Source organism: Streptomyces sp. YPW6, assembly GCF_018866325.1.
Lineage (GTDB): Bacteria > Actinomycetota > Actinomycetes > Streptomycetales > Streptomycetaceae > Streptomyces.
In genome coordinates this window covers 4,474,214-4,492,229 of record NZ_CP076457.1, presented here as the reverse complement: position 1 = coordinate 4,492,229, position 18,016 = coordinate 4,474,214, and the positions used below count along the sequence as shown (strand labels likewise).

General features: G+C 68.7%; 11 protein-coding genes, 1 tRNA gene and 2 pseudogenes. 7 read left to right on the top strand and 7 right to left on the bottom strand.

Annotated elements, in window-relative coordinates:
• The first annotated feature begins 239 nt into the window (after positions 1-239).
• A complete protein-coding gene (locus KME66_RS19925; protein ID WP_216324262.1) occupies positions 240-1,829 on the top strand; it encodes a serine/threonine-protein kinase in 1,590 nt (529 codons plus the stop codon).
• Positions 1,830-2,018: 189 nt separating this feature from the next.
• On the opposite strand, the gene KME66_RS19920 is transcribed toward KME66_RS19925, so the two are convergent.
• Positions 2,019-2,342: a helix-turn-helix transcriptional regulator gene (locus KME66_RS19920; protein ID WP_253208418.1), complete on the bottom strand. Its 324-nt coding sequence runs from the start codon at positions 2,340-2,342 to the stop codon at positions 2,019-2,021.
• Between the two features lie 578 nt (positions 2,343-2,920).
• On the opposite strand from KME66_RS19920, the gene KME66_RS19915 reads away from it, so the two are divergent.
• The 4 genes from KME66_RS19915 to KME66_RS19900 all read left to right on the top strand — a co-directional run bounded on the left by KME66_RS19915 (position 2,921) and on the right by KME66_RS19900 (position 6,842).
• Positions 2,921-3,901, top strand: coding sequence for a hypothetical protein (locus KME66_RS19915; protein WP_216324259.1), 981 nt, complete (start codon positions 2,921-2,923; stop codon positions 3,899-3,901).
• A gap of 242 nt (positions 3,902-4,143) precedes the next feature.
• Positions 4,144-5,073 carry a hypothetical protein gene (locus tag KME66_RS19910; protein WP_216324256.1) on the top strand — a complete coding sequence of 310 codons (930 nt, stop codon included), beginning with the start codon at positions 4,144-4,146 and terminating at the stop codon, positions 5,071-5,073.
• A complete protein-coding gene (locus KME66_RS34040) occupies positions 5,070-6,575 on the top strand; it encodes a hypothetical protein (protein ID WP_253208417.1) in 1,506 nt (501 codons plus the stop codon). The genes KME66_RS19910 and KME66_RS34040 overlap by 4 nt, the downstream gene beginning before the upstream one ends.
• Before the next feature lie 191 nt (positions 6,576-6,766).
• Positions 6,767-6,842 (top strand) — tRNA-Arg (locus KME66_RS19900).
• Between the two features lie 44 nt (positions 6,843-6,886).
• Here the strand turns inward: KME66_RS19900 and xerC are convergent.
• Positions 6,887-7,851, bottom strand: a pseudogene (gene xerC, locus KME66_RS19895) (tyrosine recombinase XerC); the annotation flags it as partial.
• Between the two features lie 89 nt (positions 7,852-7,940).
• Here xerC and KME66_RS19890 point away from each other — a divergent pair.
• Positions 7,941-8,111 (top strand): hypothetical protein, encoded by a 171-nt coding sequence (locus tag KME66_RS19890; RefSeq protein WP_216329826.1) that lies wholly within the window; start codon positions 7,941-7,943, stop codon positions 8,109-8,111.
• On the opposite strand, the pseudogene KME66_RS34035 reads toward KME66_RS19890, so the two are convergent.
• From KME66_RS34035 to KME66_RS19870, 5 genes and pseudogenes are all read right to left on the bottom strand, one after another.
• Positions 8,038-8,433 (bottom strand): annotated as a pseudogene (locus KME66_RS34035) (mobilization protein); the annotation flags it as partial. The gene KME66_RS19890 and the pseudogene KME66_RS34035 sit on opposite strands and share 74 nt — an antisense overlap.
• Entirely contained in the window at positions 8,328-8,828 is a 501-nt protein-coding gene (locus tag KME66_RS19885; RefSeq protein WP_301184500.1) for a helix-turn-helix domain-containing protein, read from the bottom strand. The pseudogene KME66_RS34035 and the gene KME66_RS19885, both read right to left, overlap by 106 nt.
• Before the next feature lie 122 nt (positions 8,829-8,950).
• Positions 8,951-9,604, bottom strand: a complete 654-nt coding sequence (locus KME66_RS19880) for an HAD-IA family hydrolase (RefSeq protein ID WP_216324253.1) — start codon at positions 9,602-9,604, stop codon at positions 8,951-8,953.
• Between the two features lie 305 nt (positions 9,605-9,909).
• Positions 9,910-15,462, bottom strand: coding sequence for a DUF4011 domain-containing protein (locus tag KME66_RS19875; protein ID WP_216324249.1), 5,553 nt, complete (start codon positions 15,460-15,462; stop codon positions 9,910-9,912).
• 675 nt (positions 15,463-16,137) lie between these two features.
• Entirely contained in the window at positions 16,138-17,070 is a 933-nt protein-coding gene (locus KME66_RS19870; RefSeq protein WP_253208415.1) for an aminoglycoside phosphotransferase family protein, read from the bottom strand.
• Positions 17,071-17,217: 147 nt separating this feature from the next.
• Between KME66_RS19870 and KME66_RS19865 the strand changes: the two genes are divergently transcribed.
• Positions 17,218-18,015, top strand: a complete 798-nt coding sequence (locus KME66_RS19865; RefSeq protein WP_216324246.1) for an ATP-grasp domain-containing protein — start codon at positions 17,218-17,220, stop codon at positions 18,013-18,015.
• Position 18,016: the final 1 nt, after the last annotated feature.

Sequence of the window (18,016 nt, the reverse complement as noted above, 5' to 3'; positions counted from 1 at the left end):
TGTTTCCGTCTCGGCCAACCGAGCAAAACGTGGGGCCCAGCCGCCGGTGCGACCGGGCTCCCCAGGGTGGGGCGCAGTACGCCCTGCCGGCGGGAGGCGGACCGGCCGCCGCACTCTCCTGCCCGTGGTCACCCACCACGACCAAGCCCCGATCGCACCAGGCCGCTGGACGACAGATCAACGCAGCGGTCACACTTGACCCCTGACCGTGACTGTTCATCACGCACACCGGGGGCAAGGTGCCGCAGGAGGCGATCTCCGACCGTTACGAACTCCTGGAGGAGCTCAGCCACGGAGGCATGGGCGACGTGTGGCGCGGCTACGACGCCGTGCTCGACCGGCCCGTCGCCGTGAAGCTCATCCGGCAGGCATCGGTCTCCTCTCCGCAACTGGCCGAGGAGTTCGCCAAGCGCTTCCGCCGCGAGGCCCGCATCACCGCGCGCATCCAGCACCCCGGTGTGCCGCAGGTGTACGACGCGGTGCTCGACGCGTCGTACGAGCGGCTGTTCCTGGTGATGGAACTAGTCGACGGTGTACCGCTGTCCGCCTACCTGGACCCCGGCCGGCCGCTACCGGTCAGCTGGGCGGCTGCCGTCGCCGCGCAGGTTGCGACCGTGCTGTCGTACGCGCACGACGTCCCGGTGATCCACCGAGACCTCAAGCCGGGCAACATCCTCGTCGCACGCGACGGCACCGTGAAGGTCCTCGACTTCGGCATCGCTGCGATCCTGCGCACCGACGTCACCAAACTGACCGCCACCGGTAGCCCCATCGGCACTCACCAGTACATGTCGCCCGAACAGGTCCGCGGCGGACGCATCACCCCGCAGACCGATCTGTACGCGCTGGGCTGTGTGCTGCACGAACTCCTCAGTGGACGACTCGCGTTCGAGGCGGAGGACGCGTACCTGTTGATGTACCAGCACGTCAACGCCGCCCCCACCCCGCTGCGACAGCTGCGGCCCGACGTCCCCGAGGCGCTGGAGGAGCTGGTCCTGCACCTGCTGCGCAAGGCGCCCGAGGCACGGCCCGCCGACACGCAGGAGGTGTACGCGCGACTGCTGCCGTTCCTCCCACCTCCGGGCCAGGAGCCCGGCACGACTGGCGCCGGGCCGGCTGGACCACCCGACCCGACGGGCGTGTTCCGTCGCCCATTCGCGCCCCGTGCCCGCGCCCAGGCGCTCGCACCTGATGGTTTGCCGCCCACGGCCGTCCTCCCGGGGGCCCAGCCGGTGCCCGTTCCCGCCCAACTGCGCGAGGACATCAAGGAGGCGTACGCCCATTCCGACGCCCTGTTGGAGGAGGAGCGGTTCGCTCAGGCCGCCGAGGTGCTCGGCGAGATCATCGAACCCGCGGCCCTCGCTCTCGGCTCCGAGAGCAAGGCCGTTCTGGCGCTGCGCCGCCAGCAAGCGGCAATCCGCCTCCTCGGCGGCGACTACCGGGCCGCCCTGCCCGAGTTCGAGGCCCTTTCCGATGCCTACGCCCGCATCACCGGCCCCACCGGCGAGCAGTCCCGCGCCTGCCGTGCCCAGGCGGCCCGGTGCCGCGCCGAACTGGGCCAGGTCACCGACGCGCTCGCCGCGCTCCAGGGCGTGCTGAACGTCGTGCGGGCCGTCGATAGTGACGTAAGTGAGGAAGCGGTGGAGCTACGACACAACATCGGGATGCTGCTGCTCGCCCAGGGCCGAGCCGCCGAAGCACGGCAGGTCCTCGAACCGCTCCATCAGGACATGTGCATGGTGTTCGGCCCCGACGACGAGATGACCATCGAGATTGCCACGGCGCTGGCCCTGATCCGCCTGGACCTCGACGGCGACGCTGCCAGGTAACCCGCTCGTACACCTCGCAGGCCGGCTGGAGTCACTGAAGCAGGCCAAGGCCCCGCACATCCGCACCATCCACATCACCCAGGGGGTCCAGCTCCGTGACGACCGCCTTCGAGCCGCTGGCCGCCGACTGCCACATTCCTCAGGCGTTCCCCCAGCGTGCGGCCGTCAATCGAGGTCTGGCGACCTCGCTCACCCCACGCTGTCCGGTGCGCTCGAACCTTCGGCGGGTGTCCCTTCCACCTCATCGTTGTAGCCCTCGGGAGCCTCGCCGGCGGCAGGGATGCGCCACTGCACGTGATCAGGCCACAGGATCACACCAAGAGCACCTTCCAGGTCGATCACGGTGAGCGTGTCGGCCCAGACTGTGCCGTTCAGGACGTTGGTGATCACCTGCCGATTGACCCCGCTTCTGCGAGCAAGGGCATTGGCGCTCAGTCCTTGGTCAGACATCGCCTGGGCGAGCTTCCGAGCGATGGCCTGTGCGACGAGGGCACCACGGTGCGGCTCCATCATGGCATGCGGCCATTCGCCGCCGACCACGTATGTGTTCGGCCTCTGCGCACGTCTCGTTCCTCCAGGCACCTGACAAGTGTGACGGAAGGGCGCTCGGAATGCGGACCCACCTCACCCATGCTACTGATATAGCACCCCTGGAGGGGCGGGTCCGGAAAGGAATCTCCAGTGATCTTTCGCGAGCGACCGAGCTGCGCCTCACGCTTGGGACGGCCACTCCAAGCGGCCTATCCACAGCGGCACAGATGGCACACAAAACTCACCGCCAGCGCTGGCGTGGATCAAGTTATTAGCGTCACGCCTCGCCCCCTACAGCACCGCCGGGCTGCGCCATGAGGACGTCGCCAGGGGCGCCGCCCTGGCGAGTGCAGGTGCCGAAACGCCAGCGCAGCTCCAACTCCGTCTGCTGGCAGACGTGTTGCTCAGCAACAAGATCCACAGTTTGCCTGCGCCAGGCGACGACCGTGTTCTACGCTGCGCACGCGCCAACTCTCGCACGGCCCCTGGAGGACGCCTTGGCTGGCAAAGGTCACCACTCGGCACAGGCCGAGCCGGCGAAACCGCTGCCTCACCCTCGCGTGCCTGCGTCGACGTACTGCGACCTGATCCCCACAGCAGGGAGGTTCACCGAGCAGTTCCACGTCAGCGCGATGGATGAGGCAACTGACATCGGTCCGTGGCGGATCGGGATCTCCATGAAGTTCCTGACCGACTGTGGTCTGGTCGAGAAGATCTCCGCTCGGGGCATCTACAGGCCATCACTGAGCGCTCAGGAGATCGCCCGCGCCTGGGCAAACGGCCGGACAGAGGGGCTGAGCGCCCTCCGCACGGACTGGCAGAAACTGTGGTTCGTACGATCCGCACGAGAGCGTCTCGAGCAGGGACCCGCACCCCGGGTCGCACTCAGGCTGAAGTTCCTTCGGCAGGTACGAACTCGTGGTCATGAAAAGGCGGTCGACCGTCTCCTCGATCTGATGGTCGCGACGGGCTTTCTCATCGAGGAGCCCGACGGTCTCATCCGGTGGTACGAGCACGTTGCCCCTGCCTCGGGCAGCACCGCAGCGTCCGAGGAGCCCACCGCGCAGACGGGTCCAGGGCAATCCTCCACGACCGAAGAGCCTCAGACAGGCGGGCCGGCTGGCGACGCCGGATTCTCGTGCTCTTCGGCCCCCGACGCCGAGGCCTCTCGCCGTTCAGACAAGGACGAGCCAACCGTCCCCGGCCCTCGCAGAGAAGGCGAGGCCGACCACCGCCTGGGCCCCGACGTGGACGTCGAGAAGCTGCTGTCGGCACACCTCGGCATGGGGGAGGCGTGGCACATGAATCCCGATGAGGCCGCCGCTCTGCATGACCACGTGACCGGGCTGGTCACTGTGTTGTCTGCGGTGAGCGCTCGCGCACAGAGGAGCGAGGCGCCGCTGAAGGCCGAACTCCTCGTCCCGCTGTGGCCACTGGCTGCCATCGCGGCGATGGACCGTGGCGAATGGCTCGACACCCACCGGCTGATCCAGCAGCTGGGTTCCGCCGCGCCGCTGCGAAAGGAGTCCATGAACAGCTGAGAGCTGGGTCCGGAGGCGCTATCTCCTTGGCCGGTTCGGCGCCTCCGGACCCCCCACCGAAAACCCACCACTTCCCCGCGGGCAAAGAGCCCACGAGAGAGGGGGCTTTGGCGTGCCCTCACACGAGGCGAGAGCCACCAGTCACCGTAGCGCGACTGAGCCGCGCACCCCACACGTTTCGTCGAATCCAGTGATCATGACCACTGTCCAGCAGCGCTCCGGCGAGCGAGCGGGAGGTCTCCATGCCTAGGATCACCCTCCGCTCAGCCTTCCTCCGGGTCGTACGCGAGTGGGACACGGCTGTCCGGAACGGGCGCCTGAGCGCCCAGACTGCCGAGTCCTACATCAAGGTCGGCGAGCGCCTGCTGCGGTTCACCACGGCTCTGGGCGTCACTCGGCTGGACGACATCACAGACGCCGTCGCTCAGACCTTCGTGGACGCGCCAGGACGCGACCGGCAGGGGCGGCTGATCACCACACCCGCCGACAGCACGCGCCGCGTCCGCAAGTCAGGCGTCGACGCCCTGTTCGCGGAGGCCCGGCACCTCGGCCTGACGACAAAAGCCCCGTTGCTCGACCTTCCGCCGATCCCGCGGTCCGCGCCCCGGCCCGCGGGCGCGCTCTCCGACCGCGACATTGAAGCGCTACGGTTCCACGCCGAACGCGGCATGCCCCAGACTCGGCACGCCACCGTCCTCGGCCTCCTGCTCTCCGGCCTGCACACCGGCGAGATCGGCTACACCACCGTCAGCGACCTCGATCTCCCGCACGCCCGGGTCTGGGCCTGCGGCACCACTCACACCACAGCCCGCTACTGCCCGCTCGACGACGACTGGAGCACCAGAGTCCTGCGCCTGCGCGCCGAATGCATCCTCAAGCACTCAAGCGCGGACGGCGCCGAAACCCTCGCCACTATCGCCGACTCACCCGCCTACCGGCGCCAGTCCAGCGTGTGCACCGCCTTCGGTGAGATCGTCCGTAGTGGTGCTATCGCGGCTGAGGGACGCTCGGCGGCTCCGCGAGACGTCTCCAGCTGGCTCGCCGCGAAGATCTTCGAGCAGACCGGTCAGATCGCCGACGTCGCGCTCCGCTTCGGCCTCTCCTCCCTCGATGGTGCAGCCCGGCTGGCCGGCTACCAGTGGCGGCCCTCCGTAGAGGAGGCCGACACGTGAGCCCATCCACCAGTGCCCCGCGCAAACTCAAGAAGGCCGCGAAGGTCAAGAAAAAGCCCGATTGGATCCTCGGCCCCACACCCCGGGACATCTTCAGTCCGGCCGGCTTCGATCCCGAACCCAAGGGTCCCGAGGCCCGGAACATCCCGGAGATCGAACGGCTGGAACTCGTCGTCGCCAACCCTGCCCTGTACGAGGTGGCCACCGCTGTCCTCCCCCGAAAAGAGCCGGGAACACGCGGACGCACCCCTCACTATCCGCCCTACGTCTTCCTCATCTACGTCTGCGCCATCTCTGTCTTCAACACGGCCCGCTCCACCGAAGCCAACCTCCAGCACAAGACGATCTGGGAGATCGTCCGCGAAGGAGTACGCCGGTGCCTGGGCGACGAGGAGGCCGACTCCCTCCCCAAAACCGGCCCTCAGCGTCATCACTGGCTGCAGTACCGGCACAAAATGCTCGACGCCCTCCCTCAGCTCCGTGAAGCTTCCCGGGACGCCTGGATCCAGCAGGCGATCGCTCTCGGCTACCTGTCGGAGGAGAGACCCCGCGGCTGCTGGTTGCGCCCGGACCGTAGCCAGGTGATCAACGGCGACGCCACCGTCGTCAGACCCCCTTCGGACCAGACCGAGCAGTTCACCCGCGACGAGAAAACCGGCAAGATGCGACGGCGCAGAGTCGATCCGGACGCCGGAATCCAGATCGAGGGTGGCGACAGGGCCGTCTACGGAAAGAAGATCGTCTCCTTCTCAGTACGCCTGCCGGAGAGAGCTCACAGCCGGATCATCCTGAACGCCGACGGCGCCCGCCACCGGTCCCCGGAAGAGGATCCGGACAGGGAGGAGGAGGCGAGCACGGCCCTGCGCCTCGGCCACGAGATCCTCGACCGCGCGCCAGGCGTCATCGCCGCCGTGTTCGACACCGCCTGGCGCGGAACCCACCGGGCCAGACTCGTCGCCCGGGGAATCGTCGTCTACACACCACAGCACGACGGAATCAGCCCCAAGCCACTGAACAAGTACCGCTACGACCACTGCATCCACGACGTCTACGCGGCAGCGGGCCGGTCATGCGAACGGCACATCTCCGTCGACGGGCAGACCATCTACATGCCACTCCCCGTCCGAGAACTTCCGGTGCGCCCCGGAGTGAACAGCTACCGCTTCTACCACGCAGTCGAAATTCCCTGCAGGAACGGACCGCACATCGAGCTGATCCCCGTCTACGAGACGAAGGAGGACAGGACACTCGACCCCAGAACCAAGCGACCGAAGCTCAACCGCTGCGAGCACCTCCGCCAGATCCCGCCGAACACCGACCTCGGGGACCGCCTCAAGGGATTCCGCCAGGACAGCGAGTCCACCAACTGCACCCTCGACTACTCCCACTGGGACAAGCGCCTGCCGGCCTACGGCGCCCCCGGAGCCCTGCTCATCTACATCGGCTTCGCCTGGATGATCAACTCCATCGCCCTCGGCACCGTAGGTGAGCCACATAGGTAAGCCGCTGCCTGGCTGGCGGCTGGACCTCTGTCCTCCAGGCGCCGGGCGGGTAACCCCCTCGCCTGCGCACCCCCACCCGCTACACTGACGGCGGCGCGCCAGTCCGCTGGCGCACCGCTGGATCAGTGGATCGATGTGTCCGGGATCGCGGCTTCCGTCGCAATTTCCAACACATTTTCCTACAGATCCCCGCCTTCGTAGCTCAGGGGATAGAGCACCGCTCTCCTAAAGCGGGTGTCGCAGGTTCGAATCCTGCCGGGGGCACCATGCAGTACCACTCTGACCTGGGGTTTATTCCTCAGGGAGGGGTCTCACTCGGCCTCGGACGTCCCGTCCGAGGCCGTTTGCGTGAGCGCTGCGTGAGCGGACGGGGCGGCAGCCCCCGAAATGGCCCCCAAACGATCAGCACCGTCCGGCATGTCGCGAAGGGCGCGCGCACGCGGAACGAGACGGGCCGCGGCCTCGGCGATCGCGAGATCCGCCTCGGGGAGCAGACTCGTGTACGTGTCCGCCGTGATGGTGATCGAGGAGTGGCCGAGCATCTCCTGGATGTCCTTCAGATCGGCGCCGGCCGCGTGGGCGAGGGTCGCCGCGCCGTGGCGCAGGTCGTGGAGCCGGACTGGCTGGAGGCCGATCTCCTCGTACAGCTCGATGAAGCGGCGGGTGACGTTGGCCGGGTGGAGCAGTTCCCCGTTCTCCCGCGTGAAGACGCGGCCGGTCTCAACCCAGGCGGTCCCCCACTTCTCACGCTCCTCGTCCTGCCGAGCCCGATGCCGGCACAGGACCTCGACCGTGTCCGCGTCCAGGGCGATCGTGCGCGCACCCGCATCGGTCTTGGGGTCGTCCTCGTAGACCTCCCAGCCATCGACGACGAGCTGCTTGGCGACGGTGATGAGGCCCGCGTCCAGGTGGGTGTCGGTCCACTTCCGCCCGCACGCCTCACCGCGCCGGAGCCCGCGGAACGCGATCAAGTGGAACAGGGCGTACAGGCGGTCGTACGCCGCGTGGTCAAGGAAGCGCCCTGTGTGCTCCGGCGTCCAGACCATGACGGGCGAGGACTTCTCGCCGGTGCGCTGCCAGTGCAGGACCCGTCCTCGGTCCACACGAGCGCCTCGGGGCGCTTGCCCGCTTCCAGTTCGACGTGCGCGGTCGGATTGAAGATGATCATCTGCTGCGCGATCGCGGAGTTCAGAGCGGCACGCAGGGTGGAGCGGATGCGCTGGAGCGTCGCCAGCCCGACGATGCGGCGGTACGGCTCCATGTCGGCGATGGCCGCCGGAGGGCGAGCCCGTGAAGGAGAAGGCCCCCGAGCCGACCATCTGATCAGTCCTCCTGGCCGAACTGCGTTGGCAGATAGCGAAGTTCGTGATCCTCCCCTCACTGGAGGCGCTGGACGCCGTCACGCTGTGGGTGGCGGCCACGCACCTACAGACGGCGTGGCAGCACGCCCCGCGCCTCGCGGTCAACGCCGCCGCACCTGCGGCTGCTGTACGGCGGCCGGTGTGGCCGCCGGCGGATGGACCGGGGTGGCAGTGAGTCGTGTGGTGCTGCGGGCCATGGCTGCCTGGGCGAGGGGGCCGGGTGCGTGGCGTTGCCCGAGGCGGTGGATGCGCCAAGTCAGGGCACGCGCTGGGTTGTGGGCGTCATTGAGAGCGCGTTGGCCGAGGGCCTGGTCGAGGAGGGCGGACGGGTTGTGGCCGGCTGTCTCCGCGTTGGCCAGGACGGTGGCGAGAGCGTCCCAGGCGGGGTTCTTCAGGATGCGATCGGCGTGCTCGGGGACGGTCTGCTGGAGGTGGCGAGCGTAACGCTGCTTGGTCTGGATACCGGGGGCGCGACGGGCGAGATCGTCCAGGACCGGGAGAGCGACCTGGCTCGCGCCTCGGGTAGGTGCCGTCCAAGGAGAGTGCCGAGTTCGGTGTACCGGCCTCCCCAGTACGTGGTATCCGCACGACGGACGACGATGCGGAGCTCTTCGACGGTTCCCGGCTCGACTTCGGCTGGGAGACCGACGGCCACGTCGTGGGTCGCTGCGGAGACCAGGCGTAACGCGGCCCGCTCGTCGCGGTCCATGGACCGCCGTGGCGCCTGCTGGCCGAGGAGCACGGCGATGTCCGTGCCGAGCACGTCGGCGATCGACAGCAAGGACGGCAGGGGAGCCGTCCCGCCGCGTTCGAGCTTGCGAACCACACCGACGGACACGCCGGCCGCCTCCGCCAACTGCTCCTGTGTCATGCCGCCCCGCAGCGCCTTCAAGCGCTCAGAGGTGGTGTACTCCGACCACTACATGCTCCAGAACCTCCGCGTGATGGACCCCACACGGACAGTACTGGTTGGAGCGGTGGAGCCGACAGCCTTTGGACAGAGCGCAGTTGGGTTCACGCGGCGAGCACCGCCGTGACGCAGAGGAGGGCCTCCAGCTCCGCCACGGCCTCATCCTCGTCCGTGACGTGGACCGTGGCGATGCCCAGATCGGCGGCCGGCGGAAGGTTCACCGCATGATCGTCCACGAACACGCACTGCTCAGCGGGCAGCCCGATCCGTTCCAGGACGAGTTCGTAGATCGCCGGATCGGGCTTCGCCATGCCGACCAGCCCGGAGACGACGTGCACATCGAACATGTCCCAGATGCCGACGTGTTCGTACGGGTTGAACGGGTCGAGCCCGAAGCTGTTGGACAGCAGGGCAAGCCGGTGACCGGCGGCACGCGCGGCACGCGCGAACGCGACCATCCGGCGGGCCGCGGACACCCGGACCCAGGCCCGCCCCATCAGGTTCACCGGATCCACATGCGCGCCCAACAGCGGGGCCGTGCCCTCGTTCCACTCGGCCTGCCCGATCTCCCCGATCTCCAGAGCCGCGTATAGACGCCGGCCGTCAGGGTGATCGTTGAGAGTCCTGCGCCACGCGCCCGGAGCCAGCCCTTCCGACACGCACCAAGCGCGGTGGACATCGATCGGGCTGGCGGTAAGCACCCCGGCGAAGTCGAGGATCAGGCCGCGCCTGTCGGCGACATCAGTCCTGTGCGGCATCCGGTGGTCGCTCCATTCTCCGATGGGGTATCCCCGGCGATTCCCCGATGGGGTATCCCCTGCGACGCTACCGCGCATCGACGACGCGGACCGGCGAAGCCTCCCTCACCTATTCGCACGAGTACTTGGCGCCCTATCCGAAGGAACGCCTGGGCTGAAGAACGCTCGATAGCGGCCAGGGGCTGTTCAGCCGCGTACTCGACAACCAGATGCGGAGACTTCCTCCTGGACCAAGCCGCCCGCAGCCTCGCCCTGATTGCCGGCCTCCCCAGCACGGCCGCTACTTCGATCGTCTGGCGTTTCCTTCAGTCACGAACGTGTCGGATTTTGGCGGTCCGCCGCTTCCCTGATCCGTCTTCGTACTCGACTGTGGAGTCGGCCATGCGCCACAGCAGGGCAGCGGCGAGGGGCGAAGACGGGCTGAGCACCTCACCCTCCACCGTTGCGGGGTTCTGAGAAGTGATCTCGTACTCCTCGACGTCCTTGGATCCGCCGAAGGTCACGCCGATCAGACGACCAGGTGCGACCATCTTTCCACCAGTCGGGCGATGAGTGGAGGGCACTGCCTTGAGGAAGGTCTCCAGGAAGGCCGCGCGCTCCTTGAGCTGTGCACAGCGCTTCTCCCAATGGCGCCGGTTATCGGCGCGCACCCGGTAGTCCGTGGCGGGGTCCACGGACTCCGGCTGCTGCAGATACTCGCGGATCTGAGACAGTTCGTTCTCGATACGGCGACGGGAGGTCTCGGCCAATACCGATACCGGATACCGGGGGGCAGGAGTAACTTCGTCGCGCCGCGGGGCTGGCACGGTTCCGCTCCGCCGCGCGGAGAGCGGGGCGGCGGCGGTCCGGGTTCCATTGCTCCGAGCCGCAGAAGGCCGCTGTGCGGCCCCGCTCCGCGATTCGGCTCGCGGCGAAGGTGCATCCGGTTCCGCTGTGCCGCCCGCAATCGCGCGCGGGCTACTGGGGCTCGCCCTGACGAGAGCCACCGCGCGATCGACCGCGGCACGGAGCCGGGCTTCGGATCCCGATCGGTCGCGGTACCAGTCGGTGCCCCAGATCCGGTGCAACTCCCAGCCGAGTCCTCGCAGCACTCCTTCGCGCAGGCGGTCACGGTCGCGTGCCGCCTTCGAGGAGTGGTACATGGCACCGTCGCACTCCACGCCCAATGCGTACAGGCCCGGTCGGCCCGGATGCCGGACGCCCAGGTCGATGCGGTAGCCCGCTACACCGACCTGAGGCTGTACGTCATAACCCCAGTTGCGGAGCACCGCCAGTACGGATTCCTCGAACGGGCTTTCCGGCTGGGCGTCCGGGTCCACCGCCTCCTGGGACAGCACGGACGGCCCGCTCTGCGCGTACCTCAGATAGCGGCTGAAGTGCCGGAAACTCTTGCTACCGGTGTCTCCCACTTCACCCGGTTCGAACGAGGCCACGACCTCCACACGGTAGCGCGCTCGGGTCACGGCGACGTTCAGTCGGCGCCAGCCATCGGCTTTGTTCATCGGACCGAAGTTCTTCGAGAACTTGCCCTGGGCGTCAGGGCCGTAACCGACGGAAAGGATCATGACATCCCGCTCGTCGCCCTGCACGCTCTCCAGGTTCTTCACGAAGAATCCGTTCAGCCGGTCCTCGGAGAAGCACTCGTCGAGGTCGGGGCGACTCTGCCTGGCCGCGTCCACAGCGTCCTGGATCGCGACGGCCTGCGACTGGGACAGCGCGACGACACCCAGTGACCTGCCCTTGCGCGTACTGAAGTGGTGGATGACCCGGCGGGCCACCGCTTCGGCCTCCCTGGGGTTGTTCCGGGCCGCTGCCCCCGAACGGTAGACGCCCTCCGTGGCACGGTAGAAGGCGACACCGACATCCTCACCCTCAGCATGAGCGCCCGGGAAGGTCGTCATCGACTCGTCGTAAAACTCACGGTTACTAAAGGCGATCAGGTCCTCGTGACGGCTGCGGTAGTGCCAGCGCAGGGAAAGACTTTCCAGCAGTCCGCTCGCCTTGCAGAGGTCCAGCACGGAGGCGAACCTGTCCGGGGCCTCCTCGTCCTCGCGGTCCTCCTCGTCGTCGTCCGCAGAGGAGAAGAACGCGGTGGGCGGAAGCTGCTTCTGGTCACCAGCGACGATCAGTGCCCGTCCGCGATAGACGCAGTTGATGGCGTCCTGCGGCAGGACCTGCGACGCCTCATCGAAGATCACCACGTCGAAGACAAGGTCGGACGGCAGGAAGCGGCTCACGGTGAGCGGACTCATCATGAAGCATGGCTTGACTCGTGACACCGTGTCCCTGGCAGCCTCCAGCAGCTCCCGCACGGGCTTGTGCCGACTCTTCTTCTCGCCCTCGCGCTTGAGCAGCGCCGCACCCGGCGTACTCGTACCCCGCGGGCGGCGGCCGTCACACGCCTGGACGACGCGCAGACGGGCATGGCCGGCCAGTCTCGCGTCCGCCTTCCGGAAGCCGGCCACGAGATCGTCACGGTCAGCGGACCGGGAGGTGGCCAGCCGCCGGTCGTCTGCCAGTTGGACATCCGCCCATGCTCGGAGCACCGCACGTTCGACCACGACTGGGAAGTCTGCCGGAGCGACCCCACGGCGCACCGCCCGGTCCACCAGGTCCCCAAGGCCCAGGTCGTCGAGGGAACTGCATCCGATGTCGTAAGCGCGCCACTCGTCAGGACCGCCCCGGTCGTTGTCCAGGACGGCCAGCGCCTTTACGGCCGCGTCCTGGCCATCGGCGAACGACTGACGCAGCTGCTCGGCGCGTTCCGGACGGAACAGATTCGCCAGCGCCCCTGTGGCACGTGACCATGCGTCCGCAGCGGCTTCCAGTTCCTTGTCGGATTCCGCGCGGTAGAGGATCTCTGCGACGGATGCGCTCAGGAGAATCTTCTGCTGAAGCCCGCACGACTCACGCAGAGCGGCGATCCAGTCCAGGCCGGCGGTCAGGTCGGGCACCTTGGTGCTCCTGGCCATGTAAAGGTCACCGAGGAGTTCCCGGTCCGCGTCTTCCTTCGACAGGAACTCCGACACGGCCGCACGCGTCGCCCGTGCGGTACGGACTGCCGCGCGTGCGGAGGCGAGCGTCCAGGTGCCGGGCGCCACGGCCGCGCCTCCGTCCGCGACGGCCGTCCGCTCCACGATCCGCATCAAGCGCTCCGCGGTTCGCAGCGGCGCCACATGTGCGCGACTCCACTGCGCGGCGGCGCGGAGACTTCCCGGTTCCAACTCGTACGACGGCCCAAGCATGGGCGGCAGCACGAGAGAGTCCCGCCATTCGGTCAGCCGGGCGGCAGCTTGCTCCGCGGTGTTCCTCGCGGCAACACGCGGCTGTCCCCCAGAAGCCACCTCGCGTGCCAACGCGTCCTGGTTGACCACCCGGGGAGCGAGCGCCAGAATTCCATCGGCCCGTGCTATAAGGGAGTCCAGGCCATCGAAGTCGGTGTCCTCGCCCCGCCAGTGCTTGCCAAGGGCCGCTGCGTGGTGACCGACCTCAGCGTGCAGAGTCCGTGCTGCCTGCTGCCAGGCCACCGCCGCCGGCAGCGTGGCGAGTACCTCCTTGGTGCACTTGCGACCGTTGGGGAGGAGTGACCTCACCAACCGCCGGTCGGCACGACATGCTGCTGTCAGCCTGGCAGCGATGGACCGGTGCACCGTGGCGAACCGGTGCGACACGTCTTCGAGGGAGTCTTCCTGCAATACCCGGTCCGTGAAGATCCCTTCGGCCTTCTTCCGCGCCGCACTCAGGCGGTCCACGGCTTCGCGCAGGGCCTGTGCGGCGGTCCTCGCACCAGCGGCGCCCTCTCGGGTGAGCCATGCCGCCAGCGGCTTGGCATCGTCGGAGTCCCCCGCCAGGTCGGCGAGGCGGCCCAGACGAAGGGCCTCGTCGCAGGTCTCAGGGGCCGGCAGACCGTACATCGCAGCAACCGCCGCCAGCGACTTGACTGCCTCATCGAGTGCTATGGCGTCGGCTTCGAGGCGGTCCCCGAGCTCGCGCGCGGCATCAGTGGTGAGCGCACTGATATCGATAGCCGGGGGCAGCAGAGTCGCGAGAGCGGTCTCTTCAGGACTCGACGTGGCGTCCACTTCGGCCGGCAGCTGGTCCCATGCCCTGCCGAGTGTCCGCTCCGCCGACTGCTCGGCGTCGATGACCGCTTCCAGGCGGCGTCGGAACTCTGCCACCGCTGTGGTCAGACCGTGGTACTCGGCGGTCAGCCACGGGAACGGCAGAGTCGGCCGCGCACCGGCGCTCCGGAGAAGAGCGGTCAGCCTGGATACGTACCGAACTCCCGGCCAGCCGAGGTCGGCGAGGAGATCCGCGTGCGGCAGCAACCTCGTCTCCAGCTCGACGAGGGTCTCGGTGGCGAGGTCGAGGGCCTGCAGCGGCTCTCCGGTGGCTGTCAGCCCGTACCAGGAGAAAGCGGTGCCTTCCGCAGCCGGCCGCCATGACCTGCTGACCTGGCGGGCCGCCACCGTCGCCTGGCCAAGTCGCTCGGCGCTGAACGCCGCCGCGTCGAAGGCGGGGGCCGGGGGCAGGGGGTGGGAATCGTCGAGCAGGGAGATCCGTCCCAGGACATCATGCAGGCTCGCGTCGAGACCAGGCCGGATCTCGTTCATCGCCGCCGCGTATCCGGAAAGTTCCTTGCGTAGCTGGCGAGCGCGGTTGAGGTCCGCCTGGGCACTGCCGGGCGAGGTACGGCGGGGTGCCTGCAATGCCTGACCGAGTTCCTGCGCCACCTGCTTCCGGCCCATGTTGTTGCTGTGCAAGGCCAGGACGTAGTCGTCGAGACCGAGATCGCCGAGTCGGTTGCGGACCACGTCGAGCGCTGCCGCCTTCTCGCTGACGAACAACACGGTGCGGCCCTGCTCCAGCAGACCCGCAATCATGTTGGTGATCGTCTGGCTCTTGCCGGTGCCGGGCGGTCCATCCATCACGAAGCTGCGGCCTTCGAGCGCGGCAGCGACGCACTGTCGTTGGGAGGAGTCCGCGTCGAGCACAAGGGGGGCGTTCTCGGGCGGCTGGACCTCGTCGATGCGATCCGTGTCGACGGGGTCGAAGGCAAAGGTTCCGGACGCAATGCCGGAGTCGGCACCGAGCCCGATGGCTCGCACGAGGGCGCTGGCCTGCACACGGGCGGCATTGTCCAGGAGGTCCCGATACATCACCTCCTTGCTGGAGTTGAACGTATCCAGCACGACCCGGTTGGTGACTTTCCAACCGCGCACACCGGCTACCGCGTGACGTACCCGCGCAAGCAGCTCCGGAATGTCGCGGTGGTCCACCTGGTCGACACGCGGCCATTCGATGCCCAACTCGCCCATCTTGATGGCAAGGGCTGGGTTGAGGACTGGCTCCTCATCCGTATTGATCTTCAGGACGTACGAGTCCCCACGGCGCCGTTCCAGGACGACCGGCACTATCACCAAGGGTGAGCTGAAGCTCTTCTCGGCGGAGGTGGCCGGCGTCCAGTCAAGGAAGCCCACGCCGAGTTGGAGAACCCACAGGCCGTAGTCGTTGAACTTCTCCCGCGCGACCAGAGCCAGGCGCCGCAGGTGCCTGACCTGCTCGGCCTGGGTGGTCTTGGAGGTCTTGAGCTCCACACCAGGTCGACCACCTCCGGCTCCGGCCCGAGACCCGGGGGTGTCGATCGCCCTCGCGCCGGCGATGGAACCCGCCGGGTTCGCCACGATGGCTGGCGCCGAACCGGGGGTCTCGCCATCAGGCTCTTCGTCGCGCACGACAGAGAAGGTGCAGCCGCGGGAGAGCCCTTCCAGCACGCCAGCCAGCCCGGGCTCGACCAGATCCATGCCGGCGGACGAGGAGCGGCGCTGATAGTTGAGCAGCCGGTTACGGAAACTCAAGTCAATGAGTGAGTCCCGCCATGAGGCAAGCAGCTTGTCCAGCCGAGCGCGGTCCGCGGAAGGCAGCGAGCCTTGACGGGGCATACAGAGCAGCTCCCTCACTGATGAAGATGCCGTGAAGGCACTAGACGAAATGGGTGAAGCATAGCGGCGCGCCGCTATGACGTCTGGCGGACAACTCCAGACGTCTCTCCCGTCTCAGTACGCATCAGGGCGAAGAATTGGGCCCCTGCGTGCGGATAGGAGAAGAGTCCATCAAGTGCCTAGACCACCTGCGACCATCGCCAAGACGAGCGGAACCGGCCTCGAACTGGGTCATGCATCCCAAGCGGAGGGTTCATACGTGCGCGATGCGTGAGCGGACGGGTCAGCACCAGGCGTCACACGCAGGATCAGGCGCCGTGTCGCACAGCGCCGATCAGGCAGAACAACACCGCGCGGCACGGTCTGGAACCGTCCGGCACGGATTCGATCCCACTCCTAAAGCGGGTGTCGCAGGTTCGGATCTTGCCGGGGCACAACGCAATATCGCTCTGACCTCGCTCTTCTCCCTCAGGGATGGGTATGGTGCGGCCCCGGTCCTCGCGTCCGGGGCCGTTCGCCCGAGCAGAGCGTGCGGCGACGAGGAGTTGACCTCCCGCCCGCCCGCCCCCGGCGGATCGGCGCCAGGCGTCGTCAGCGGTGCTGTCCGGAGTGCGTGGTGTCAGCACTGGACCGAACACCCGGGGGTGGGAGGGGCGCGCCGTCGACGATCTCCTCGACCACCCGCGCCGCGATCCGTGCCATCACCGGGTTCGACTCCCGGTAGTGGGCCAGTTCCAGCAGGGCGATGGACAGCGCCCAGCCCCTCCCTCGCGCCCAGGTGGCGTCGTCGGCCGCCACCGCCGTGCGGAACGTCTCCCTGGCCCCCGCCGTCAGCAGGTACCAGGCCGCGATCAGGTCGACGGCCGGGTCGGCCAGGCCCGTGCAGCCGAAGTCGATGACCGCGGTGAGGCGGCCGTCCGCGACCAGGACGTTGCCCGGCTGGAGATCCCCGTGCACCCAGACGGGGGCGGCCGTGCAGGGCGGGGCGGACAGGGACGCGTCCCAGGCGGCGGTGACGGCCTCCGCGTCCACGATCCCGGCCAGGGTCGCCAGCGCCTCCCGGGTCGCCGCGTCGCGGGAGGCCAGGGGCTCGCTGCGGTACGCGGGCGGGGCGCCGTCCGGGGCGATCCGGCGGAGCGCCAGCACGCATTCCGCCAGGTCCGCCGCCAGGAGGTCCGAGGACGAAGAGGCGTCGCCGGGGGCCGGGTTCGTGCCGTCCAGCCAGGTGCAGACCGACCAGGGGCGGGGGAACGTCTCACCCGGGGTGCCCTGGGCGAGGGGGAGCGGTACGGGGAACGGCAGCCGCTCCGCGAGGCGCGGCAGCCAACGGTGCTCCCTCGCCACGTCCGCCGCGCTGCCCTCGGTGCGTGGCAGCCGTACGGTCATGTCGTCGCCCAGGCGGTAGATCGCGTTCGCCGTCCCGCTCGCGTCGACCGCCTCCACGGGCAGGTCCGCCCAGTGCGGGAACTGGGCGGCGATCAGCCCGCGCACAAGCGTCGGCGTCGGCGTCGGATCAAGGGTCATGCGGCGATCGAACCAGGTGGCCCCGGAGTCGCACAACGTTCCGGTCCGGGTCCTGCCGGGTCGCCCCTCGCCGCCGCTGCGCGGGCCGGCCCCGACCGTCCGAAAATCGGTGCGGTGCCGCGCACCCGTACGAGAGGATCTGCGGCCATGACGTATTCATCGCGCACCCTGGTGCTTCCACCCCAACTGACCGACTCCGCAAGGAGGTTACGCACCACCGCACTGCGGCGCGGACTGCGGGTCGTGGAGGCGGCGGCCTCCGCCGTGTCGCCGGGGGCGGGGAGACCGGGGTGGGCGGCGGGCGCCGGGGGTGAGGCGCACGCCGTGCACCTGCATGCCGGACCCTCCTTCGCCGATGTCGTGGCCCCCGCGCTGGGAATCGCCCTCCTGGAGGCCCCCGCCGACTGGCTCGCCCGCCTCCCCCAGGCGCTCACCCAGCGGGACATCCGGGCGATGCCCATCGGTGAGGCGTACCGGCTGCGCCGCCCCGCGTTCGTCAAGTCGCCGAACGACAAGAGCATTTCGGCACTGGTGTACGCGGACGGGTCCCGGCTGCCCGGACCGGATGCCGTGGATCCGGGCACCGTGGTGCTGGTGAGCGACGTGATGACCTTCGCCGTCGAGTACCGGCTGTTCCTCCTCGACGGCGCCATCCACACGGCCGGGCGGTACGCCGAGGCCGGCCGTCTCCGGCCCGGGCCGCCGGACCTCGCCGCGCTCGCCTTCGGACGCGAGGTGCTCGCGGCCGCCGGGGACAGCCTGCCCTCGGCGGTCGTCGTCGACATCGGCCGGGACGACGCAGGCCGGTGGGCGGTGATCGAGGCCAACGCGGCCTGGGCCAGCGGGTGCTACGAGGTCGATCCGGGCCGCGCCCTCGACACCGTCCTGCGCGCGGCCGGGCCCGTCACGGACCTCCTGCCGCACGACCGTGCCTTCGTGCGGTGAC